Raw genomic sequence first — 20,164 nt, 5'->3', positions numbered from 1 at the left:
CGGGCGAAAACGGGGAACGCCTGTACAAGGGCCCGGCTGGGAGGGCACACGGATCCAGGGGCCCACGGATGCACAGACGCACGGATCCGCGAAGACGCGGTCACACGGACAGACCGGCTCGAACGATTGGGAAGGCGGGCAGAGCCCATGGGCGACGACGGGACCCCCGGAAACAGCGGCTACGGAAAGAAGGCGTTCAAACGGTCCCGGAGCCATTTCGCGGACCGGATCACGGCCGACGGCCGGGACGGCTGGCCGGTGGAGGCCGGCCGCTACCGGCTGGTGGTGAGCCGCGCCTGTCCGTGGGCGAGCCGGGCCCTGGTCTCCCGGCGTCTGCTCGGTCTGGAGGACGCCCTGTCCCTGGCGGTCGCCGACCCGATCCAGGACGACCGCAGCTGGCGCTTCACGCTGGACCCGGACGGCCGCGACCCGGTCCTCGGCATCCGCTACCTCAGCGAGGCCTACGACCGGCGGGAGACCGGCTACCCGGGCGGGGTGAGCGTGCCCGCGGTGGTGGACGTGCCCAGCGGGGCGCTGGTCACCAACGACTACCAGCAGATCACGCTCGACCTCGCGACCGAGTGGACCGCCCTGCACCGGCCGGGCGCGCCCGACCTGTATCCGCAGGCCCTGCGCGACGAGATCGACTCGGTGATGGCCGGCGTGTACGAGGACGTCAACAACGGCGTGTACCGGGCGGGTTTCGCCACCGGCCAGGAGGAGTACGAGACCGCGTGCGCGGGTGTGTTCCGACGGCTCGAACAGCTGACGCCCCGGCTGGAACGGCAGCGCTACCTGGTGGGTGACACCCTCACGGAGGCGGACATCCGGCTGTTCACCACGCTGGTCCGCTTCGACGCGGTCTACCACGGCCACTTCAAGTGCAACCGCTGGAAGCTGACGGAGAACCCGGTGCTGTGGGGGTACGTCCGCGACCTGTTCCAGACGCCCGGATTCGGGGACACCGTCGACTTCGACCACATCAAGCGCCACTACTACCAGGTGCACACCGGCGTCAACCCGACCGGCATCGTCCCGATGGGCCCGGACCTGACCGGCTGGCTCACGCCCCACCACCGACAGGAGCTGGGCGGCCGTCCGTTCGGCGACGGCACCCCGCCGGGTCCGGTCCGGGCCGACGAGGAGGTACCGGTGCGGGGCAGGCCCTGACCCGTTACGCACACGACCGTTCAGTACACACGAGGCAAGGAGACTCCCATGGCGAAGAAGACGAAGAAGAAGAAGCTCCCCCTCGCCTACAAGCCCGTCGGGTTCGCGCTCGGCTGGCTCGGCGGCACGCTGGCCGGGATCACCTTCCAGAAGACCTGGAAGATGATCCGGCACGAGGACGACGCACCCGACGCCCTGGACCCGGACCGCGGCTGGGGGGAGATCCTGCTGGCCGCGGCGATCCAGGGCGCCATCTTCGCCGCGGTGCGCAGCGCCGTGGACCGCACGGGCGCCAAGGCCATCCAGCGCTCCACCGGTGCCTGGCCGGTCGCCGAGAAGGGCGGCCGGGACTGACCCCGCCCGAGGCCCACCCAGGGGGTGTCGTCTGGATCGTTCCGGAGTCGCGGGGCCCGGCACGCACTCCCCCACTGCCTGAGGGCGCGGGAGGTGCCCCCAGGGGCGTTGTCGTCGTCTGCCAGGGCACCGCGACTCGGAGACGGCCCGATCCGGACGGCGCCCCTAGCCCTGCTTGGGTGCCGTCGGTGCGAGGGCCCGGCGGAGGGTGAAGGAATGCCCGGCCGGATCGGAGAAGCCGCGCTCCTCGTGCGGGCCGACCGGGTCCTTCGCCTCCACCGGACGCCCGCCGAGCCCCACGATCACGCGCTCGGCCTCGTCCAGGTCCGCCACCACGAAGTCCAGGTGGACCTGGAGGGAGTTCTCCGGGCGGGGCCAGCTCGGCGGGGTGGCGTTCCCGTCCCGCCGGAAGGCCATGCGGAAGCCGCGGGGGCCCTCGATCTCGATCCGGTTGGCGCTCACGTCGCTCTCCTCGGCGCCCAGCAGCCCCTTGTAGAACTCGGCGAGCCGTTCGGGTTCGGCGCAGTCGAGCACCACGACGCCCGCGTTGACCAGTGCCATGTCTCCTCCGAAGGATTCCGGGCGCGCGGCGCCGTGCCCCGTGCCCTGTACCTTGCGCCTATCCCGGCCGGGCCGAATCAGTCGGTGGGGCGGCGCCCGCCGTCACGCCGGTTCGCGTCCCTGGCGGTCGCACCGGCCCCTGATGCCGGTCCGCGCCGGGAATGGCACGATCACGTCGGGGGTTGCAGACCGTGTCCTTCGTTCCCACCCCGAGTTGCGAGGTTCCGATGAACACCATGCGCGCCATCAGCCAGGACGTACTCGGCGCTCCCGAGGTCCTGAAGGAGGTCCGGCTCGAACGCCCGGAGCCGCGCCCCAACGAGGTGCTGGTGCGGGTGCGTGCCGCCGGGGTGAACCCAACCGACTGGAAGCACCGGGCCACCGGCGCCTTCCTCGGCGAGCCGCCGTTCGTCCTTGGGTGGGACGTGTCGGGCGTGGTGGAGTCCGTGGGGGTCGGTGTCGCCGCGTTCCGGCCGGGCGACGAGGTCTTCGGCATGCTGTCCTACCCGTTCGGCCACGGTTCCCACGCGGAGTACGTCACCGCCCCCGCGCGCACCTTCACCCGCAAGCCGGACGGGATCGACCACGTCCAGGCGGGCGCGCTCCCGCTGGTGTCGCTCACGGCGTGGCAGGCCCTGGTGGAGCGCGCCGACGTGCGGCCGGGACAGCGGGTGCTCATCCACGCGGCGGCCGGCGGTGTGGGCCATGCGGCGGTGCAGATCGCCAAGGCCCGGGGCGCGTACGTGATCGGTACCGCAAGCGCGGGCAAGCACGAGTTCCTGCGCTCGCTCGGGGCGGACGAGACCGTGGACTACCGGGAGACGGACTTCGCCGAGGCCGTGAAGGACGTCGACGTCGTGCTGGACACGATCGGCGGCGACACGTCCCTGCGGTCCCTGCGGGTGCTGCGTCCGGGCGGAGTGGTGGTGTCGATCCTGGCGCTCGGCTCGGACGAGTTCCCCGAGGAGGCCGACCGGCTGGGCGTACGGGCGGTGCGGATGCTGGTGGACGCCGACCGGGCCGGCATGGAGGAGATCGCCCGCCTGGTCGAGTCGGGGAAGTTGCGGGCCACGATCGCGGGGACGTTCCCGCTGGCGGAGGCGGCGCGCGCGCACGAGCAGGGCGAGACCGGTCGCACGACGGGCAAGCTCGTCCTCGTGGTCGACTGACCGTTCGGCCCTCCGGCCGGCGGACGGGTCGGCGGGGCCGCGCGGGGTTTGGGCATGAGATTTCGCTGACATATGTCAATCGAACATGCTCAAACTCGCTCGATCGGGGTAACTTTTCGAGCGGACTGGGTAGTTGAGCCCCCGGAAGCAGGCCGGAACGGGCCGCGACAGGCTGGAGGCAAGGTTCGTGCGGCAGGAATCCGCGTCGCCCACCCGGCACCTACGGGTGCGCCACCACCGGGGGCACACGGTGCTGGAGTTCCGGGGCGAGATAGACATCGCCTCGGCGGCGGAGATCGCCCCGCACCTTGACCGGGAGACACGGCGCCCCGGCGCCCGGGTGGTCCTGGACCTCGGCGGCATCGAGTTCTTCGACTGCTCGGGGCTGCGCCTGCTCTACCGGGCCCGCAGCCAGGTACTCGAACAGGGCGGTCAGGTGCACCTGGTGTGCGCCCACCCGCTGACCCTGCGCATGCTGCGGATCACCGGCCTGGGGCGGCTGCTGCCGCCGCGGCCGACCCTGGAGGAGGCCCTCGGCGTCAGCCGGCCGGCCGGGCGTCGAACAGGGCGCTGACCGACTCGCCGTTGTGGATGCGGCGCACCGCCTCGGCGAGCGCCGGGGCGATGGACAGGATCCGCAGCTTGTCCGTGTGGTCGTCCACCGGCACCGGCACGGTGTTGGTGCACACGATCTCCAGCACGTCCGGCTGCTCGCTGAGCCGGCCGAGCGCACCGGCGGCGAACAGCCCGTGCGTACAGGCGACGCGGACGGTGCGCGGGCCCGCCTCCCGCAGCCGGTCCAGGAGTTCCAGCACCGTGCTGCCCTTGGCGATCTCGTCGTCGAGCACAATGACGTCGCGCCCGGCGACGTCCCCGATCACCGCGCTGATGCTGACCCGGTCGTCGGCGTACCGCTGTTTCGCCCCGGCTGCCACCTGGGCGCCGAGCATCCGGGCGAACGCGGCGGCCTCCTTGGCGTTGCCCAGGTCCGGCGAGACGACGGTGGCGCGGGAGAGGTCGTACTGCCGGAAGTGCGCGGCGAGTTCCCGCAGCGCGTGCAGGTGGTCGACCGGGACGGAGAAGAAGCCGTGCACCTGGGGCGAGTGCAGGGTCATGGCGAGGACCCGGCTCGCTCCCGCCGCCACCAGCAGGTCGGCCACCAGGCGCCCGCCCAGCGAGATGCGCGGCGCGTCCTTCTTGTCGGAGCGGGCGTAGGAGTAGTGCGGCATGACCACGGTGATGCGGCCGGCCGATGCCCCGCGGGCCGCGTCGCACATCATCAGCAGCTCGACGAGGTGCTCCTGGACCGGCTTGACCAGGGGCTGCAGGAGGAACACGTCCCGCTCGCGGCAGTTGGCCATCAGCTGCACTTCCAGGCAGTCGTTCGCGAACCGGCTGACCCGGGTGGGGCTGAGCGGCACGCCCAGCTGGGCGCAGACCTCCTCGGCCAGCTCGGGGTGGGCACTACCGCTGAACACGGCGATGTCTCGCACGGACCGCTCCTCGGGTGATCCTGTCCGGCCGGGATCCCCAGCTTACGGAAATCCGGTTGCGCCGCGCCCGGGGCCCCGCGCCATGATGGCGCCGTCCGTGGCCCCTCCCGCCTCACGTCAGGATCCCTCGCATGCGCCGACTTCTCGGAAACCCCCAGTGCCCCTTCCGGCCCACGGCTTTCGAGGACTCCTTCACGCATGCGCACCCTGAACATCGGCATCCTGGCCCACGTCGACGCCGGTAAGACCAGTCTCACCGAACGGCTCCTGTTCGACCACGGCGCCGTCGACCGGCTCGGCAGCGTCGACACCGGCGACACCGTCACCGACGACGGCGGCATCGAGCGCCGCCGCGGCATCACCATCCGCTCCGCCGTGGCCGCCTTCACGGTCGGTGACACGCGGGTCAACCTCATCGACACCCCGGGACACGCCGACTTCGTCGCGGAGGTCGAGCGGGCCCTGGAGGTGCTCGACGGCGCGGTGCTGCTGCTGTCCGCCGTCGAGGGCGTACAGGCGCGGACCCGCGTCCTCATGCGCACCCTGAGGCGGCTGCGGCTGCCCACCCTGGTGTTCGTCAACAAGATCGACCGGACCGGCGCGCGCACCGACGGCCTGCTCGACGACGTCCGGCGTCTGCTGACGCCGCACGTGGCGCCGCTGACCGAGGTGACGGGCGCGGGTACCGGGCACGCCCGGGTCGCTCGCCGCCCGGCCGACGGGAAGACGGCGGAGGCGCTCGCCGAGGTCGACCCGGGCATCCTGGCCGCGCTGGTGGACGGCCCCGAGCCGACCGCCGGGGAGGTGGCCGCCGCCCTGGCCTCGCGTACCGCTGACGGCTCGTTCCACCCGCTGTTCCACGGTTCCGCGCTCGGCGGCCAGGGCGTCGCGGAGCTGGCCGAGGGCCTGGTCGCGCTGGTCCCCGCCACCGCGCCGGGCACGGCGGGGGCCGCGGAACCGCGCGGCACGGTCTTCGCCGTACGCCCGGGACCCACCGGCGAGCGCACGGCCTACCTCAGGCTGTACGAGGGCGAGGTGCGCCCGCGCAGGCGGCTGACGTTCCTGCGGCGCGAGTCCGACGGGCGCAGCACCGAGGTCTCCGGCCGGGTGACCCGCCTCGACGTGGTCGGCGGGGACGCCACGCTCACCGCCGGGAACATCGCCGCGCTGACGGTGCCCGGCGGCCTGCGCGTCGGCGACCGGCTCGGCGAACCGGCCGGCCGCGCACCGCAGTTCGCACCGCCGACCCTGCAGACGCTGGTCCGGGCGGCACGTCCGGAGCAGGCGGCGCCGTTGCGCTCGGCCCTGCTGGCGCTGGCCGACCGGGATCCGCTGCTGCACGCCCGCCCGGCGGCCTCCGGCGCCACCGCGCTGCTCCTGTACGGCGAGGTCCAGATGGAGGTGCTCGCCGCGACGCTGGCCGAGGAGTTCGGCATCGAGGCGGAGTTCGCGCCGGGCCGCGTCCGGTTCCTGGAGCGCCCCGCCGGCACCGGTGAGGCCGCGGAGGAGATGCCGTGGCTCGACCGCACCAGGTACTGGGCGACGCTCGGGCTGCGTGTGGAGCCGGGCCCGTACGGTTCGGGCGCCGTGTTCGCGTACGAGACGGAACTCGGCGCGCTGCCCCGGGCGTTTCACCAGGCGGTCGAGGAAACGGTCTACGCCACCCTGCTGTCCGGGCTCACCGGCGCGGCGGTCACCGACTACCGGGTGACGCTGGTGCGTTCCGGCTTCAGCTCCGTGCTGAGCACCGCCGCCGACTTCCGCGGACTTACGCCGATCGTGCTGCGCCGTGCCCTCGCCCGGGCCGGGACCGTGCTGTACGAGCCGTACCTCGCCTTCGAGGCGGAGGTCCCGCCGGACGCGCTGGCGGCCGTGACGGCCCTGCTGGCGTCGCTGGGCGCGGATTTCACCGGCACGACCGGCGGCGACCCGGCGTGGATCGTCACCGGCGAGCTGCCGGCCCGGCGGACGCGGGAGGCGGAGCTTCGGCTGCCGGGGCTCACGCGCGGGGAGGCCGTCTGGTCCTCGCGCCCGTCCGCCGACCGTCCGCTGAAGCCGGGGCGCTGAGCCGCCGCCGTGCGCCCCGTGTGCCCCCCTCTCCGTGTGCCGCGTTTCAACTGCTCTGTCTGGCACGGGAGATGGGGGGCATCCGGGTCAGTAGGAAGGAGGGCCGTCGCCATGACGACTCCCGTCAAGAAGCCCACCGGTTCCGTCGACCGGCCCGCGTGGCGCATGCCCGGCTGGGCCAAGGCGCTGACCGTGCTGGTGCTGGTGCTCGTCGTACTGTTCGCGGGGCTGCGGCTGAGTGTCCTACCGGGTCTGAAGGACCTGTTCGGCTCCGAGACGCAGGACCGTTCGGGTCCCGCGCTGCTGAAGTCCGTCCAGGACATCAGCCGCTACGATGCCGCGTCCGGCAACTTCCAGGTCGTGGTGGACCTGGAGAAGGACGCCAAGTTTCTGCCCGACGCGATCCGCGGCACCCGCACCCTGTACGTCGGGGCGGGCACCGTCGACGCCTACGTCGACCTGGGGAAGGTGGGCGAGGACGACGTGACGGTCGACGGGGAGCGGACGTCGGCCACGCTGCGGCTGCCGCACGCGGCACTCGGTGAACCGGCCCTCGACCCCGACCGTTCCTACGCGGTCTCCAAGCAGCGCGGGCTGCTCGACCGGCTCGGCGACCTCTTCTCGGACAATCCGAACGGCGAGCAGGCCGTGCAGAAGCTCGCCGCCCGGCACATCGGCGACGCGGCGAAGGACAGTGAGCTGAAGGCGCGCGCCGAGGGCAACACCACCGCCATGCTCCGGGGGCTGCTGACCTCCCTCGGCTTCGAGCAGGTGCGGGTGACGTACGGGACGTGAGCCGCACCCGCGGGCATCGCGCGGTTCACCCGGACAGGACCGCCGGGAGGGCCAGCACTCCGAGCACGGTGGTGCCCACCAGCAGCCACGCCACGTAGTCGCCGATGTGCCCGGACTGCAGCCGGCGCAGCGGCAGCGCCCGGCCGGGTGCGGCGAGCAGCCCCGGCCGGGCGACGGCTGCGGCGGCCAGGGCCACGGCCAGGGCCGTCGACAGCAGCCCCAGGCCGACGCCCGGGGGCGTCCAGTGCACGGAGGTGTCGACCAGCCCGGCGGTGGTGGCCTCGCTCATGGCGTGGGCCACCGCGTCGCCGAAGCCGGGCGCGATGCCGGCGGCGAGGGCCCCGGCCAGCAGAAGGGCGGGAACCACCGTCATGGTGTCGGGCAGTGCGAGGGGCGGCCGACGGCGGCGCGCGGCGGCTCCACCGGCCGGAGTGCCCCGGCCGGGCGGGGGAAAACCGGGGCGGGGGCCCGCGAGACGGTGAGCCGGTGGGCGGGGCGGGTGCGGCCGGTCGTGCGAATCGCCGGGCATCCTCGGCGGATCGGCGGGTAACCGCCCTACCACGCGGGGAAGTTGACGACTGGAGGACCGACATGGCTCGTGCCGCCTCACGACCGCGTTCTTGGCCGCGCCCCCGCGCCGCCAAGGCGCGGGAGACCGAACGTCGCGAACGGCACACGCTCGCGCTTCCGTTGCGGCTGCTGGCGACCGCGTGCGCGTTCGTCTTCATGGTGGCGTTCGCGGTGGTACTGGCGCGGCTGACCCTGCACCCCTCCCCCGCGTCAGAGGCCCTGACGCACACCAACCTGCACCCGGGGCGCTCGCTGCGGGCCTATCTGGACCAGCCCGCGCTGCGCGACGCCGTCAAGCAGATCGGCGGGAACGTTCTGCTCGGAGTGCCGTTCGGGGTACTGGTCCCGGTGGTCGCCCCGCGCACGCGCGGGGTGCTGCGCGTGGTGCTGCTGACGGCCGTCGTGATGCTGCTGGTGGAGTCCGCACAGGGCGCGCTGGTCACCGGGCGGGCCTTCGACATCGACGACGTCATCCTCAACACGGGCGGCGCGCTGGTCGGTTACCTGCTTCTCGGCCGGCGATTGAGCCGCACGGTGCACGCGCGTGGGGCGCGTACTTGAAAGCGCGGCATCCGGTCCGTACCAAGCTATTGACCGGCCCTTATCTCACTACTTGAATAAAGAGGCGACACACCCCCACCCCCACCTCGGTCGGTGCCCCGCGGGGCACCGTACGGAAGGGAGAGCCGTGGCCCGCCCACGCCTGCTCCGCAGATGTCTCCTCGCCGCCGCCCTGTCCGCCGGACTGGCCGCGTCCCTCGTGACCGGCTCCGCCCAGGCGGAAGACGACGCCTCCCGGACCGCCGGCGTCGTCGGCGCCTCGTCCTCCGCGGCCGCCGCCGTGACCTTCTCCGACACCTTCGACGGCCCGGCCGGTGCGGCCGTCGACTCCTCGAAGTGGCAGATCGAGACCGGCGACAACGTCAACAACCATGAGCGGCAGTACTACACCTCCGGCAACAAGAACGCCGCCCTGGACGGCCAGGGCCACCTGGTCATCACCGCCCGCAAGGAGAACCCGGCCAACTACCAGTGCTGGTACGGCACCTGCCAGTACACCTCCGCCCGGCTGAACACCTCGGGCAAGTTCACGGCCCAGTACGGGCACGTCGAGGCACGGATGAAGGTGCCGCGCGGGCAGGGCATGTGGCCGGCCTTCTGGATGCTGGGCACCCCGGTGAACTGGCCGGACTCCGGCGAGATCGACATCATGGAGAACGTCGGTTTCGAGCCCTCCACCGTGCACGGCACCATCCACGGCCCCGGCTACTCCGGCTCCGGCGGCATCGGCGCCGGCTACAGCCTGCCGGGCGGCCAGGCCTTCGCGGACGCCTTCCACACCTTCGCCGTCGACTGGGCGCCCGACTCGATCACCTGGTCGGTGGACGGCAACGTCTACCAGCGGCGCACCCCGGCCGACCTGGGCGGGAAGCAGTGGGTCTTCAACAGGCCGTACTTCCTGATCCTCAACCTGGCGGTCGGCGGCTACTGGCCGGGCGACCCGGACGGCTCCACGGCCTTCCCGCAGACCCTGGTCGTCGACCACGTCTCGGTGACGACGGGCGACTCACCGGCCGGCGGCGCGATCCGGGGCCTGGCCGGCAAGTGCGTGGACGTCGCCGCGGCGAACACCGCCAACGGCACCCCCGTACAGCTCTACGACTGCAACGGCACCGCGGCCCAGCGGTGGACGGTGGGCTCCGACGGCACGGTCCGGGCGCTCGGCAAGTGCCTGGACGTCAACGCCGGCGGCACGGCGGACGGCACGGTCGTCCAGCTGTGGGACTGCAACGGCAGTGCCGCCCAGCGCTGGGTCGTCACCGCCGCGCGCGACATCGTCAATCCCCAGGCCGACAAGTGCCTCGACGTCACCGGCAACAACTCGGCCAACGGCACCCGGCTGCAGATCTGGACCTGCACGGGCGGCGCCAACCAGAAGTGGACGGTCGGCTGAGGCTCCGCACCGGGCGGGGCGGCCCGGACCCGTCCTAGTGCGCGGTCCAGGTGAACTTGTCCCCGCCCACCCAGCGGACGACCTCCGGGTCGTCCAGGTCGTGGACGGTGATACCGAAGGCGGCGGCGGCCTCCAGGACGTCGGTGACGGCCCTGGCCTCACCGACCACCTGGCCGTCGATCTCCACGATCCGGAACGGGGGCGGGCCCGGGTGCACCCCGAAGACGAGGATCCGCGGACTGCCGATGTGCGGGCTGTCGATCTCGGTCATGCATCGAGGGTAGGCCGCAACCCGCGGGAACGGGGACCCGCCCCCCCGGTCCGGGCACGACCGCACGGCCCGTGGTGCGGCTCCGGGTGCTCTGGGTGACCCTGGACATGCCGGTGCAGGGCGGGTGGGGGCCGGTCGAGGCCGGACGAGGAGGTGGCGATGGACCCCGTCGAGGCGCTGGAGCGGATCGCGTTCCTCCTGGAGCGGGCCCAGGCGCCGACGTACCGCGTCCGCGCCTTTCGCACCGCGGCCGGCGTGCTCGGCGGGCTGCCGGCCGCCGAGCTGCGCGAGCGGGCTGGCTCGCTGGAGTCACTCAAGGGCGTCGGGCCCAGGACGGCGCAGGTGGCGCGCGAGGCACTGGACGGTCAGGTGCCCGGCTACCTCGCGAAACTGGAGGAAGAGGCGGACACCCCGCTCGCCCGGGGCGGCGAGGCGCTGCGGGAGCGGTTGCGCGGCGACTGCCATCTGCACTCGGACTGGTCCGACGGCGGCAGCCCGATCGAGGAGATGGGCCGGACCGCGGCGGCCCTCGGACACGAGTGGGCGGCCCTGACCGACCACTCGCCACGGCTGACGGTGGCCCGCGGGCTCTCCCCCGCCCGGCTGCGCGAGCAGCTGGACGTGGTGGCGGAGCTCAACGCGATCTGGTCGCCCTTCCGGCTGCTCACCGGCATCGAGTGCGACATCCTCGACGACGGCTCGCTCGACCAGGAGCCGGAGCTGCTGGAGCGGCTCGACGTGGTGGTGGTGTCGGTCCACTCCAAGCTCAGGATGGACGCCCGCTCGATGACCCGCCGGATGGTCGCCGCCGTACGCGACCCGCACGCGGACGTGCTGGGGCACTGCACCGGCCGGCTGCTGGCCGGGCGGGGGCGGCCGGAGTCGGAGTTCGACGCGGACGAGGTCTTCGCCGCCTGCGCGGAGTCCGGCACGGCCGTGGAGATCAACAGCCGTCCGGAGCGGCTCGACCCGCCGCGGCGGCTGCTGCGCCGGGCCGTGGCGGCCGGCGTGCTGTTCTCGATCGACACCGACGCGCACGCGCCCGGTCAGCTGGACTGGCAGATCCACGGTTGCGCACGGGCCGAGGAGTGCGGGGTGCCGCCGGAGCGCGTGGTCACCACGTGGTCCCTCGACGAGCTGCTGGCCTGGACGCGCGAGGGCCGTACACCGTCCGGAGTGGCGGGACGCTGACGTGGTACTCGGTGCGAGATCCACAGTCCGCGGACCGGAAAGGGACAGTGCATGGAACGGGCGGCCGTGTTCGACGTCGACGGCACCCTCGTCGACACCAATCACCTGCATGTGACGACCTGGTGGGAGGCGTTCCGGCAGGCCGGTCACCGGGTGCCGATGCACGCGGTCCACCGGGCGGTGGGACTCGCCTCCAGCGACCTGATCGCGCATCTGCTGGGCGAGGGCCGGGACACGGACCAGGACGCCGGGCTGAGCGCCGCCCACAAGGCGCTGTACGGCCAGTACTTCGACCGGCTGCCGGCGCTGCCGGGCGCCGGGGAACTCCTGCGCCGCCTGGCCGGTGACGGCTGGACGGTGGTCCTCGCCACCTCGGCGGGCGGCGCGGAGCTGGGCGCGCTGCGGCGGGCGATCGACGCGGACGACGCGATCGCCGCCACCGCGAGCGCCGACGACGTGGCGGCCGGCAAGCCCGCGCCGGAGCCGGTCGAGCGCGCCCTGGAACTGGCCGGGGTGCCGGCCGAGCGCTCCGTCTTCGTCGGCGACACCGCTTGGGACATGCGCGCGGGCAGCCGGGCGGGAGTGCGTTGCGTGGGCGTGCTGTGCGGCGGTCTGCCCCGCGCCGACCTGGAGGAGGCGGGCGCCGGGGCGGTCTATGCCGACCCTGCCGATCTGCTGGCCTTCCTGCGCGAGAGCCCGTTCGCATGAGCCGCGAGTCCGTGGACCCGCGCTCGGCGTTCCGCCGCGAGACGTGTCCGCCCGCCGTGCGGACGGCCGGTACCGCATGCCCGCTGTGACGCACAGCCTCCGGGAGGCGCTCCGGGGAAGGCGGCCCGTGGCCGCGGTGTGGTGGGAGGCATGTGCCGTCGGACGGGCCGCGCGGGACGCCTGGCGGGGACCGGGACGCGAACGCGACCTGATCGTGCAGTCGCTCAAGGCCGCGGGCGCGGCGCTGATCGCCTGGGCCGTGGCGGGGGTGTGGCTGGGCGACCCGATGGCACTGATGGCGCCCTGGGTGGCGCTGGTCCTCGTGCAGGCCACCGTCTACAGCTCGGTACGGCAGGCCGGACAGCAGTTCGCGGCGATCTGCGCCGGGGCGCTGGTGGCGTCGGCGGCGCAAGCGATCACGGACGACAACACGGGGGCGCTGGCGCTGTCCCTGCCGGTGCTGATGCTGGTGGCGAACTGGTCCCGTTTCGGCCTGCAGGGCATCTACGCCGCCACGACGGCGGTGTTCGTCCTGGCCGCCGGCACGGCGGTGTCCGCCGCCGCGGTCGGCCACCGGGTGGGGCAGGCGGCGCTCGGCGCGGTCATCGGCGTGCTCGTCAACGCCCTGGTGCTGCCGCCGATCCATCTGAGGGACGTACGGGAGAACCTCGCGGCGCTGGCGCGGGAGTCGGGCGACCTCCTGTGCCGCGTCGCCGCCGACCTGCGGGAGACCGAGTGGGACGCGCAGAGCGCGGCCGGCTGGTCCAGCGACGCCGCCCGGCTCGAACGGCGGCTGGACGCGCTCTACTCGGCCCGGTCGTGGAGCCGGGAGAGTCTGCGGCTGACCTCGGGCCCCCTGCGCCGGCTGCACCGCGGTCCCACCGCCGTGCCGCCGGAGGTCGAGGACCGCCGCTGGAGCAGGGTCACCGCCAACATCGGCGCGCTGACCCGGACGCTGGCCGTGGCGGCGGACGAGCACCGTACCCCCGAGCCGCCCGAGGGGCCGGTCCTCGACCTGTACGCGCGCCTGCTGCGGCTGATCGGCGACGCCTGTCACGCGGAGGCGGACCGGCTGGTGGGCGAGCCGGCCGGGGGTGACACGGAGACGGCGGCCGAGGAGACGATGGAGGAACTGCACCGACGGGTGCAGGAAGGGCTGCGGGAACACGCCGGGCGGGGGGCCGCGCGGACGGCGGTCCTCGGCACGTTGCTGCTGCAGGCGGAGAACCTGTGGGCCGAGATCGTGCCGGAGGCCCGCGAGTCGTTCTAGCGCGCGAGTCGTCCCAGCCCACGCGCGTGGCACCCCGCGTCGTGCCGGCACCGCGGGCGGTGACGCACATCACCCCAAATCGCGACAGACGGTGGAACACCGGCCGGTCGTTCGCCGTTGAACAGACCGTGGGTACGGATGGGACAGTGTCCCCGGGCCTCACCTATTGCCCACAGGGACGATCGTTCGGCTGAAGCCCTGTGGAGCCTTTCGCCGCGAGGCGACCGCCATCCGTATCCGCGTCGAGCCGCCCCGGCCGTGATTCCCCCGTCGCGGTCGGGGCTTCCTCTTGCGCGCGCCTTCCCGGCGCCCGTCCTCCCCGCGCGTGCCCCGCCCGGGCGGCGGGTACCCGGTGCTCTCCGCACGGACAGGCCGCCGAGAGGAGCACAGGGTGAGCAGCACAACGGGCAGCAGGATCGTGGTCACGGGCTCCACGGGCAACGTGGGCACCAGCGTGGTGCGGCTCCTCTGCGAGGATCCGGAGGTGGGCTCCGTGCTGGGGCTGGCCAGGCGGATCCCCGAGTGGTCGCCCGCGAAGACCGAGTGGGCCGCGGTCGACCTGGCCTCGGAGCAGACCGACCTGACCGGCCACTTCGCCGGCGCCGACGCCGTGGTCCATCTCGCCTGGGCGTTCCAGCCGACGCACGACCCGGCGACGACCTGGCGCACGAACGTCCTCGGCTCCATCCGGGTCTTCGAGGCGGTGGCCGCGGCCGGGGTGCCGGCGCTGGTGCACGCCTCCTCGGTCGGCGCGTACTCGCCGGGGCCCAAGAACCACGCGGTGGACGAGTCGTGGCCGACGCACGGCTGGCCGGACGCGGCCTACTGCCGGGAGAAGGCCTATCTGGAACGGGCCCTGGACACCTTCGAGCGCGACCATCCGGGAATCCGGGTGGTGCGGATGCGGCCCGCCTTCCTGTTCAAGCGGGAGTCGGCCAGCGAACAGCGCCGGATCTTCGGCGGCCGGTTCCTGCCGGGTCCGGCGGCGCGTCCGGAGCTGCTCCCGTTCCTGCCGGACGTCCCCGGGCTGCGCGTGCAGGCTCTGCACACGGACGACGCGGCGAGCGCCTACCGGCTGGCCGTGCGGTCCGAGGACGCGCGGGGCGCGTTCAACCTCGCGGCGGAGCCGCCGGTGGACGCCGAACTGCTGGGCGAGCTGATCGGGGTGCGTCCCGTGCGGGTACCGCGCACCGCGGCCCGCTCGGCGATCGCCGCCGCGTGGGGTCTGCGGCTGCTCCCGGCCTCGCCGCACCTCTTCGACGCGGTGCTGCGGCTGCCCGTCATGGACTGCACGCGGGCGCGGGTGGAGCTGGGCTGGCGCGCGACGCGTACGGCCACGGAGGTGCTGGAGGAGTTCCTGCGGGGGTTGCGGCAGGGCGCCGGGGCGGACACGGAGCCGATGCGCGGGCGCAAGGTGGGCTGAGCGCGGCGGGGGGGGGGGGGGGGGGGGGCGGCCCCCGCCCCCCCCCCCCCCCCCCCCCCCCCCCCCCCCCGCTCCCGTGTTCCTCGTGCTCTCCCGCGTCCGGATCTCCGGGCGGCTCGTCCTCGCCGCTGGTCCGGGTGGCCCGGTCAGCCGGGGGACTCGTCGGGCACCGGGTGCTCGGGGTGCACGGCACCCGAGTGCGGTGCGCCCTGCCGGCCCGTGCCGGCCTCGTCGGTGTCGGGCACGTCGGTCGCGGGCCCCGTCTCCGCGTCGCCGGCGGTCTCCCCGTCGCCCTCGGGGGCTTCGTCCGTCAGGCCCTGCCGGTGCTCGCTCTGCTCGCGCGTGGGCGAGGCGGCCTCCCACGGGTCGTCGTGGTCCCCGGCCTGCTGGTCCGGCAGGTCGCGCGGGACGGGGGCACCGTTCTCACCCGGGCCTTCGTGGCGGTGGTCGGACACGGCGCGCTCCTTCCCGTGGTTCTCCGTTCGTCCGGGGCCGTCCGGCAGTCGTCCGACGGTCCTCGGAGCGGCGTCGGGTACCTCCTCGGTGACCGGCGAAACCTCAGTGCGGCGCCCGCTCCTCGATCGCCGTGCGCCAGGCGGGGACCGGGTACTCGGGGGCCGGCTCGGGACGCCTGCCGCCGCGCGCGAAGAAGTCGGCCAGGGGCAGGATCGCGGCACCGACGGTGACGGCGTCCGGGCCGAGCCGTCCCAGGTCGACCGTCACCTTCCTGGCGGGGTGGCGCAGCGCGTACGACACGGCGTGTCGGCGTACGGCGGGCAGGAAGCGGGTGCCGAGCTGGAGGCCGGCCCAGCCGCCGATGAGGATGCGCTCGGGCTGGAAGAGGTTGATCACGTCGGACAGGCCGGCGCCCAGGTACTCGGCGGTCTCCTCCAGCACGGCGAGCGCGACCGGGTCGGCCGCCTCGCCGCCGGACGGGTGGGCGGCGGCGAGCAGCGCGGTGAGGGCGGTCTCCTCGTCGGTGCCCTCCGGCACCCGGCCGCCCTCCTCCCGCCAGCGGGCCAGCAGTGACTCGGCGCCCGCGTACGCCTCCAGGCAGCCCAGTGCTCCGCAGCGGCAGCGGCGCCCTCTGACCCGGACCGTCAGGTGCCCCCACTCGACCGCCCGGCCCTGCTCGACCTCGGGGGTGACGAGGCTGGCGCCGACGCCGGAGCCGAAGAGGACCACGACCGCGTTGCGGGCGCCGCGCCCGGCGCCGAACCACATCTCGGCCTGGCCGAGGGTCTTGGCGCCGTTGTCGATGAGGTACGGGACGGTGTCCGGCAGCGGGGAACCGGCACGGAGCAGGGCCTCCAGCGGAACCGCGTCCCAGCCGATGGTCTGGCCGTGCACCACGGCCCCGCGGTCGGCGGTGTGCTCCACGATGCCGGGGACGCCGATCCCGGCGCCGAGCAGCCGTTCGGGTGCCAGTCCGGCCGCGGCCAGCACCTCGGCGATGCCGTCGCGGATGTGTCCGACGATGACGTCGACGTCGTAGCGCTGCTGGGCCAGTGGGCGTTCGGCGCGGGCGAGTTCGGTGAGCGTCAGGTCGAAGAGCTCGACCCGTACCCGGGTCTCGCCGACGTCCACGCCGATCATGTGGCCGCTGGCGGGGGCCACCCGCAGCAGGGTGCGGGGCCGGCCGCCGTCGGAGTCGACGCTGCCGGCCTCCTCTACCAGTCCGTCGGCGACCAGGTCGGCGACCACGTTGCTGACGGAACCGGAGCTGAGGCCGGTGGCCGGGCCCAGTTCGAACCGGCTGAGCGGTCCGTCGAAGTAGAGCCGCTGCAGCACGGCCGTACGGTTGGCCCTCCTGAGGTCGCGCACCGTGCGCCCGTTCCGCCCCGCCATGTGGCTCCTCCCCTGCCGTGCCCGGTCTGCAACATACCTCTGCGGGACAGCCGCACGCGACTTCCCTTCATCCTTAATTCATGTTATGAACTCGCGCTCCCCGAAATACGGTGGCGACTCGCCCCGTAGGCTATTTACGCTAGGTGAAAACCTAGAGACCCTAGGACAGATCTTCTCGACCAAGGGGAGGCTCCCATGAGAGCACTCGACGAGCGGGACATCCGCACCTCTTTCATCAACTGCTCGAAGGGCGAGGCCAAGCGTCTGACCGTGCCCCGCGACCTCGACGAGCGTCCCTGGGGCGACCTCGACTTCTTCGGCTGGCGGGATCCCGGGGCGCCCGACCGCAGCTACCTGGTCTGCGAACAGGACGGACGCCTCGCCGGTGTGGCGCTGCGGTTCCAGCAGGTCCGGAGCGGCTTTCTCCAGCGCAGCATGTGCGGGCTGTGCCTGACCACCCATCCGCGGGGCGGTGTGTCGCTGATGACGGCGCGCAAGGCGGGGGCGGCCGGCCGTGAGGGCAACTCGGTCGGCCTGTACATGTGTACCGACCTCGCCTGCTCCCTGTACCTGCGGGGCAAGAAGGTTCCGGAGAACGGCGGCCGGTTCGAGGAGAGCCTCACCCTTGAGGAGCAGGTCTCAAGGACCCTGGGCAACCTGTCCGCGTTCGTCGCCAAGGTGACCGGCTGACCCGTCCGGCGGCGCCCGGCGCGTGAGAGGGGCCCGGCCGCCCGCCTCCCGCTACCGTCCTGATCGGACACGTTCGAGGCGCCTGCGGAAGGGAACAGCCCGAGGATGCGGGATGTGCTTGAGGCCGCGAAGGCGGCTCTGCGGCGGGTGAAGTGGCTGAGGGACCCCATGGTCGTGCAGGCCCTGCGCTCCGCCGCCGCGGCTTCGATCGCCTACGTCATCGCGGTACGGCTGAGTCCCGACAAGTCGGCGGCGCCGCTCACCGCTCCCCTGACCGCCCTGCTGGTCGTCCAGGTCACCCTCTACGCCACGCTGAAGATGAGCTTCCGCCGGGTGAACGCGGTGGTCGCCGGTGTCCTGGTCGCCATCGCCTTCAGCCAGCTGGTCGGGCTGAGCTGGTGGAGTCTGGCGCTGATCATCGTGGCGGCGCTGGGCGTCGGGCACCTGGTGCGCGCCGAGGAGTTCACCGCCGAGGTGGCGATCAGCGCGATGCTGGTGCTCGGCGTGACCTCGCACGGGAGCCTGGCGTGGGCCCGGGTGGTGGAGACGCTGATCGGGGCCGTCGTCGGTCTGGTCTTCAACCTGATCCTCGCGCCTCCGGTGTGGGTGGAGCAGGCCGGCGAATCCGTGGTGGGGCTGGCCCGGCAGGTGCGTCAACTGCTGCTGCGCATGGGCGAGGAGGCCGCCGGCAGCATGCCGTTCCACGAGGCGGCGGCCCGGCTGCACGAGGCGCGCCGGCTCGACCACGACATCGGCGAGGTGGACGAGGACCTCCGCCAGGCCGAGGACAGCCTCCGGTTCAACCCCCGGGTGCGCGAGGGACTGCTGCACCGGGTCGTGCTGCGCACCGGTCTGGACACCCTGGAGATCTGCACGGTGGTCATGCGGGTCCTGGCGCGCAGCTTCACCGACCTGGCCAAGGACCGGGAGCCGGAGCCCCTGTTCGCACCGGAGACGGGGGCCGCCGTCCAGCAGCTGCTGTCCGAGATCGCGGACGCCGTGGTGAGCTTCTCGGTGCTGGTCACCAGCAATGCGAGCGAGAACGCCGAGTCCGCGGAGGAGCGTCTGGCCGCCGAGTTGCGCCAGGCAGCGGCCACCCGGGACAGGTTGGCCGACCTGCTCCTCGACGAGGTCCGGCGCGACGCGAGGCAGTGGCAGCTGCGGGGTGCGGTGCTGGCCGAGGTGAACCGGATCATCGACGAGATGGACACCGAGCACCGCTCCCGCCGGCTCCTGGAGGAGCTGGACCGCCACACGCGCGAGCAGCGCGAGCGCATGCCGCGGCTGACCCGGTTGCGGGACCGGATCCGCGCCGGGCTGCGCCGGCGGAACCGCGGCACCGCCGCCCGGCGTTCCTCTTGAGGACGGCGAACGACGAACAGCGCGCGGGCACAAGGACACACGGCGAATGAGGGGGCGTTCGGATGACCGACACCAGTGTGCGGATCGACGGGAACCGGCTGTCGCTGCCGGGCGGTGCGTCGGTGCGCTTCATACGCACGCTCCGGCTGCCCGAGACGGGCACGCACCCGCTGCCGCCGGGGCTCGGCGAGTTCCCGGTCCGCCGGGTCTGCGACTACGCCGGCACCGTGCCCGAGGAGTGGCGTGCGCGCGGCGGTGTGATGCTGCCGGTGTACCTGCGTGAGGCCATGTGGCTGAGTTTCGCGGGCACGCGGGAACCCGCCGCCCTCCAGGTGGGGGTGGGCAAGGTGTGCGCGGTCTCGGGCAGGCCGTGGAGCGACCGGCTGTCCCGCGATCCGCAGAACTACGTGGTCCTCCCCCGCCAGCCCTGGCTGGACGGCATCAACTCCGGGACCGGCACGGTCCGTCAGTTTGTCGCGGTGCCGCTCGGCATGGGCGCGACGGTCGAGGGCCAGGTCACCGGCGAGGAGGTCTGGGGAGGCGTCCAGCTGCAGGCGTTCACGCTCAACGACAGGGAGCTGGCCCGCTGGCGCGAGGAGGAGCGGCGCCGTACCGAACTGGCCCGCAGGGCGGCCCCTCCCGGCGGGGCCTTCGGGGCTGCGGCACCGGCCTCGGCCCCCGCCGCCCCGGGTGCGGCCCCGGCGTACGGCGGTGCGCCCCGGTCCGCGCCGGCCATGGGGCTCGGCGTCGGCGGCTCCATGCGCCAGGAGGTGTACCGGGACCAACGGCCGCCGGCGCACTGGGCCGAACGGCCGGCCGGGAGGGTGTTCGTGCACCTGGTGACGCCGCCGGAGTGGCGCCGCATCACCGGGGAGGCGCCGCCGCCGTCACCCGTGGACCGGGCGGCGTACACCCGGGCAGGTCTGCCCTGGTACGACTACTACGACCAGGACGCCCACGACCTCGCACCCACCGAGCCGCTCCAGGACGTCAAGCCGGCCGGGGACTGGATCGGGGACGACCACGAACCGTGGCAGGCGCCCGCGCCCCACCAGGTGCACCCCCTCAAGGACGCCCCGGGCAAGCCGGTGCAGGACGGGGACTGGTAGAGACGGGGACCGGCGGAGGACGGGGACCGGTGGAGGGACCGGCACGGAAGGGGCGGGCGGCATGGGCGGCGTGGGACGGGGCGTGCGGCGGGTCGCCGGGATGCTCGCACGGACGCCCTCACCACGACCCGCCACGGACCCGACCCGCACAGGAGAGCG

Annotated in this window: 21 protein-coding genes; 15 read left to right on the top strand and 6 right to left on the bottom strand. The window is 73.6% G+C overall.

Annotated elements, in window-relative coordinates:
* Nucleotides 1–147 precede the first annotated feature (147 nt).
* Together ACIQFU_RS06335 and ACIQFU_RS06330 are read left to right on the top strand one after the other, a co-directional pair.
* Nucleotides 148–1,170, top strand: coding sequence for a glutathione S-transferase family protein (locus ACIQFU_RS06335; RefSeq protein ID WP_402549405.1), 1,023 nt, complete (start codon nucleotides 148–150; stop codon nucleotides 1,168–1,170).
* Nucleotides 1,171–1,218: 48 nt separating this feature from the next.
* Complete coding sequence (locus ACIQFU_RS06330) at nucleotides 1,219–1,524, top strand: DUF4235 domain-containing protein (protein WP_402549404.1); 306 nt, start codon at nucleotides 1,219–1,221, stop codon at nucleotides 1,522–1,524.
* A 165-nt stretch (nucleotides 1,525–1,689) separates the two neighbouring features.
* Here the strand turns inward: ACIQFU_RS06330 and ACIQFU_RS06325 are convergent, their stop codons facing one another.
* On the bottom strand, nucleotides 1,690–2,085 hold the full coding sequence (locus ACIQFU_RS06325) for a VOC family protein (RefSeq protein WP_402549403.1): 396 nt from the start codon (nucleotides 2,083–2,085) through the stop codon (nucleotides 1,690–1,692).
* 227 nt (nucleotides 2,086–2,312) lie between these two features.
* Here ACIQFU_RS06325 and ACIQFU_RS06320 point away from each other — a divergent pair, with 227 nt between their 5' ends.
* Nucleotides 2,313–3,254 (top strand): NADP-dependent oxidoreductase, encoded by a 942-nt coding sequence (locus tag ACIQFU_RS06320; protein ID WP_402549402.1) that lies wholly within the window; start codon nucleotides 2,313–2,315, stop codon nucleotides 3,252–3,254.
* A gap of 187 nt (nucleotides 3,255–3,441) precedes the next feature.
* A complete protein-coding gene (locus tag ACIQFU_RS06315; RefSeq protein ID WP_402549401.1) occupies nucleotides 3,442–3,828 on the top strand; it encodes an anti-sigma factor antagonist in 387 nt (128 codons plus the stop codon).
* Here ACIQFU_RS06315 and ACIQFU_RS06310 read toward each other — a convergent pair.
* The gene (locus tag ACIQFU_RS06310) at nucleotides 3,794–4,747 is read right to left on the bottom strand and encodes a ribose-phosphate diphosphokinase (protein ID WP_402549400.1); all 954 of its coding nucleotides are present in this window, start codon (nucleotides 4,745–4,747) and stop codon (nucleotides 3,794–3,796) included. The two genes, ACIQFU_RS06315 and ACIQFU_RS06310, sit on opposite strands and share 35 nt — an antisense overlap.
* A gap of 198 nt (nucleotides 4,748–4,945) precedes the next feature.
* Here ACIQFU_RS06310 and otr(A) point away from each other — a divergent pair, with 198 nt between their 5' ends.
* Entirely contained in the window at nucleotides 4,946–6,814 is a 1,869-nt protein-coding gene (gene otr(A), locus ACIQFU_RS06305; RefSeq protein ID WP_402549398.1) for a tetracycline resistance ribosomal protection protein Otr(A), read from the top strand.
* A gap of 111 nt (nucleotides 6,815–6,925) precedes the next feature.
* Nucleotides 6,926–7,609: a DUF4230 domain-containing protein gene (locus ACIQFU_RS06300; RefSeq protein ID WP_402549397.1), complete on the top strand. Its 684-nt coding sequence runs from the start codon at nucleotides 6,926–6,928 to the stop codon at nucleotides 7,607–7,609.
* Between the two features lie 25 nt (nucleotides 7,610–7,634).
* Here the strand turns inward: ACIQFU_RS06300 and ACIQFU_RS06295 are convergent, their stop codons facing one another.
* Nucleotides 7,635–7,982: a hypothetical protein gene (locus ACIQFU_RS06295; RefSeq protein WP_402549395.1), complete on the bottom strand. Its 348-nt coding sequence runs from the start codon at nucleotides 7,980–7,982 to the stop codon at nucleotides 7,635–7,637.
* Between the two features lie 218 nt (nucleotides 7,983–8,200).
* Here ACIQFU_RS06295 and ACIQFU_RS06290 point away from each other — a divergent pair, with 218 nt between their 5' ends.
* Both ACIQFU_RS06290 and ACIQFU_RS06285 read left to right on the top strand, forming a co-directional pair.
* Nucleotides 8,201–8,740 carry a VanZ family protein gene (locus tag ACIQFU_RS06290; RefSeq protein WP_402549393.1) on the top strand — a complete coding sequence of 180 codons (540 nt, stop codon included), beginning with the start codon at nucleotides 8,201–8,203 and terminating at the stop codon, nucleotides 8,738–8,740.
* A gap of 127 nt (nucleotides 8,741–8,867) precedes the next feature.
* Nucleotides 8,868–10,133 (top strand): ricin-type beta-trefoil lectin domain protein, encoded by a 1,266-nt coding sequence (locus ACIQFU_RS06285; RefSeq protein WP_402549391.1) that lies wholly within the window; start codon nucleotides 8,868–8,870, stop codon nucleotides 10,131–10,133.
* A gap of 34 nt (nucleotides 10,134–10,167) precedes the next feature.
* On the opposite strand, the gene ACIQFU_RS06280 is transcribed toward ACIQFU_RS06285, so the two are convergent.
* Nucleotides 10,168–10,404 carry a hypothetical protein gene (locus ACIQFU_RS06280; RefSeq protein ID WP_402549390.1) on the bottom strand — a complete coding sequence of 79 codons (237 nt, stop codon included), beginning with the start codon at nucleotides 10,402–10,404 and terminating at the stop codon, nucleotides 10,168–10,170.
* Nucleotides 10,405–10,563: 159 nt separating this feature from the next.
* On the opposite strand from ACIQFU_RS06280, the gene ACIQFU_RS06275 reads away from it, so the two are divergent.
* The 4 genes from ACIQFU_RS06275 to ACIQFU_RS06260 all read left to right on the top strand — a co-directional run bounded on the left by ACIQFU_RS06275 (nucleotide 10,564) and on the right by ACIQFU_RS06260 (nucleotide 14,996).
* Nucleotides 10,564–11,595: a PHP domain-containing protein gene (locus ACIQFU_RS06275; RefSeq protein WP_402549389.1), complete on the top strand. Its 1,032-nt coding sequence runs from the start codon at nucleotides 10,564–10,566 to the stop codon at nucleotides 11,593–11,595.
* A 51-nt stretch (nucleotides 11,596–11,646) separates the two neighbouring features.
* A complete protein-coding gene (locus tag ACIQFU_RS06270) occupies nucleotides 11,647–12,303 on the top strand; it encodes an HAD family hydrolase (RefSeq protein ID WP_402549387.1) in 657 nt (218 codons plus the stop codon).
* Nucleotides 12,304–12,379: 76 nt separating this feature from the next.
* Nucleotides 12,380–13,573 carry an aromatic acid exporter family protein gene (locus ACIQFU_RS06265; protein ID WP_402549386.1) on the top strand — a complete coding sequence of 398 codons (1,194 nt, stop codon included), beginning with the start codon at nucleotides 12,380–12,382 and terminating at the stop codon, nucleotides 13,571–13,573.
* Between the two features lie 391 nt (nucleotides 13,574–13,964).
* Nucleotides 13,965–14,996, top strand: coding sequence for an SDR family oxidoreductase (locus tag ACIQFU_RS06260; protein ID WP_402549385.1), 1,032 nt, complete (start codon nucleotides 13,965–13,967; stop codon nucleotides 14,994–14,996).
* A 146-nt stretch (nucleotides 14,997–15,142) separates the two neighbouring features.
* Here ACIQFU_RS06260 and ACIQFU_RS06255 read toward each other — a convergent pair whose 3' ends face one another.
* Entirely contained in the window at nucleotides 15,143–15,451 is a 309-nt protein-coding gene (locus ACIQFU_RS06255; RefSeq protein WP_402549383.1) for a hypothetical protein, read from the bottom strand.
* Between the two features lie 103 nt (nucleotides 15,452–15,554).
* Complete coding sequence (locus ACIQFU_RS06250) at nucleotides 15,555–16,844, bottom strand: ROK family protein (RefSeq protein ID WP_402549382.1); 1,290 nt, start codon at nucleotides 16,842–16,844, stop codon at nucleotides 15,555–15,557.
* Nucleotides 16,845–17,039: 195 nt separating this feature from the next.
* Here ACIQFU_RS06250 and ACIQFU_RS06245 point away from each other — a divergent pair, with 195 nt between their 5' ends.
* The 3 genes from ACIQFU_RS06245 (at nucleotide 17,040) to ACIQFU_RS06235 (ending at nucleotide 20,005) form a co-directional block, all read left to right on the top strand.
* Nucleotides 17,040–17,534: an FBP domain-containing protein gene (locus tag ACIQFU_RS06245; protein WP_402549381.1), complete on the top strand. Its 495-nt coding sequence runs from the start codon at nucleotides 17,040–17,042 to the stop codon at nucleotides 17,532–17,534.
* Between the two features lie 105 nt (nucleotides 17,535–17,639).
* Nucleotides 17,640–18,896, top strand: coding sequence for an FUSC family protein (locus ACIQFU_RS06240; RefSeq protein ID WP_402549380.1), 1,257 nt, complete (start codon nucleotides 17,640–17,642; stop codon nucleotides 18,894–18,896).
* A gap of 62 nt (nucleotides 18,897–18,958) precedes the next feature.
* Nucleotides 18,959–20,005 carry a hypothetical protein gene (locus ACIQFU_RS06235; RefSeq protein WP_402549379.1) on the top strand — a complete coding sequence of 349 codons (1,047 nt, stop codon included), beginning with the start codon at nucleotides 18,959–18,961 and terminating at the stop codon, nucleotides 20,003–20,005.
* Nucleotides 20,006–20,164 lie beyond the last annotated feature (159 nt).

Origin of the sequence: Streptomyces sp. NPDC093065 (genome assembly GCF_044754585.1) — a bacterium.
Lineage (GTDB): Bacteria > Actinomycetota > Actinomycetes > Streptomycetales > Streptomycetaceae > Streptomyces.
Note: the sequence above shows the minus strand (reverse complement) of the source record. Positions and strands in the feature narration are given on the sequence as shown.

Excerpts from the sequence above, each read along its gene's own strand:
- ACIQFU_RS06330 (WP_402549404.1), top strand. The coding sequence starts at position 1,219 with ATGGCGAAGAAGACGAAGAAGAAGAAGCTCCCCCTCGCCTACAAGCCC.
- ACIQFU_RS06300 (WP_402549397.1), top strand. The coding sequence starts at position 6,926 with ATGACGACTCCCGTCAAGAAGCCCACCGGTTCCGTCGACCGGCCCGCG.
- ACIQFU_RS06320 (WP_402549402.1), top strand. The coding sequence starts at position 2,313 with ATGAACACCATGCGCGCCATCAGCCAGGACGTACTCGGCGCTCCCGAG.
- ACIQFU_RS06335 (WP_402549405.1), top strand. The coding sequence starts at position 148 with ATGGGCGACGACGGGACCCCCGGAAACAGCGGCTACGGAAAGAAGGCG.
- ACIQFU_RS06275 (WP_402549389.1), top strand. The coding sequence starts at position 10,564 with ATGGACCCCGTCGAGGCGCTGGAGCGGATCGCGTTCCTCCTGGAGCGG.
- ACIQFU_RS06240 (WP_402549380.1), top strand. The coding sequence starts at position 17,640 with ATGCGGGATGTGCTTGAGGCCGCGAAGGCGGCTCTGCGGCGGGTGAAG.
- ACIQFU_RS06290 (WP_402549393.1), top strand. The coding sequence starts at position 8,201 with ATGGCTCGTGCCGCCTCACGACCGCGTTCTTGGCCGCGCCCCCGCGCC.
- ACIQFU_RS06325 (WP_402549403.1), bottom strand. The coding sequence starts at position 2,085 with ATGGCACTGGTCAACGCGGGCGTCGTGGTGCTCGACTGCGCCGAACCC.
- ACIQFU_RS06265 (WP_402549386.1), top strand. The coding sequence starts at position 12,380 with ATGCCCGCTGTGACGCACAGCCTCCGGGAGGCGCTCCGGGGAAGGCGG.
- ACIQFU_RS06295 (WP_402549395.1), bottom strand. The coding sequence starts at position 7,982 with ATGACGGTGGTTCCCGCCCTTCTGCTGGCCGGGGCCCTCGCCGCCGGC.
- ACIQFU_RS06280 (WP_402549390.1), bottom strand. The coding sequence starts at position 10,404 with ATGACCGAGATCGACAGCCCGCACATCGGCAGTCCGCGGATCCTCGTC.
- ACIQFU_RS06235 (WP_402549379.1), top strand. The coding sequence starts at position 18,959 with ATGACCGACACCAGTGTGCGGATCGACGGGAACCGGCTGTCGCTGCCG.
- ACIQFU_RS06270 (WP_402549387.1), top strand. The coding sequence starts at position 11,647 with ATGGAACGGGCGGCCGTGTTCGACGTCGACGGCACCCTCGTCGACACC.
- ACIQFU_RS06245 (WP_402549381.1), top strand. The coding sequence starts at position 17,040 with ATGAGAGCACTCGACGAGCGGGACATCCGCACCTCTTTCATCAACTGC.
- ACIQFU_RS06250 (WP_402549382.1), bottom strand. The coding sequence starts at position 16,844 with ATGGCGGGGCGGAACGGGCGCACGGTGCGCGACCTCAGGAGGGCCAAC.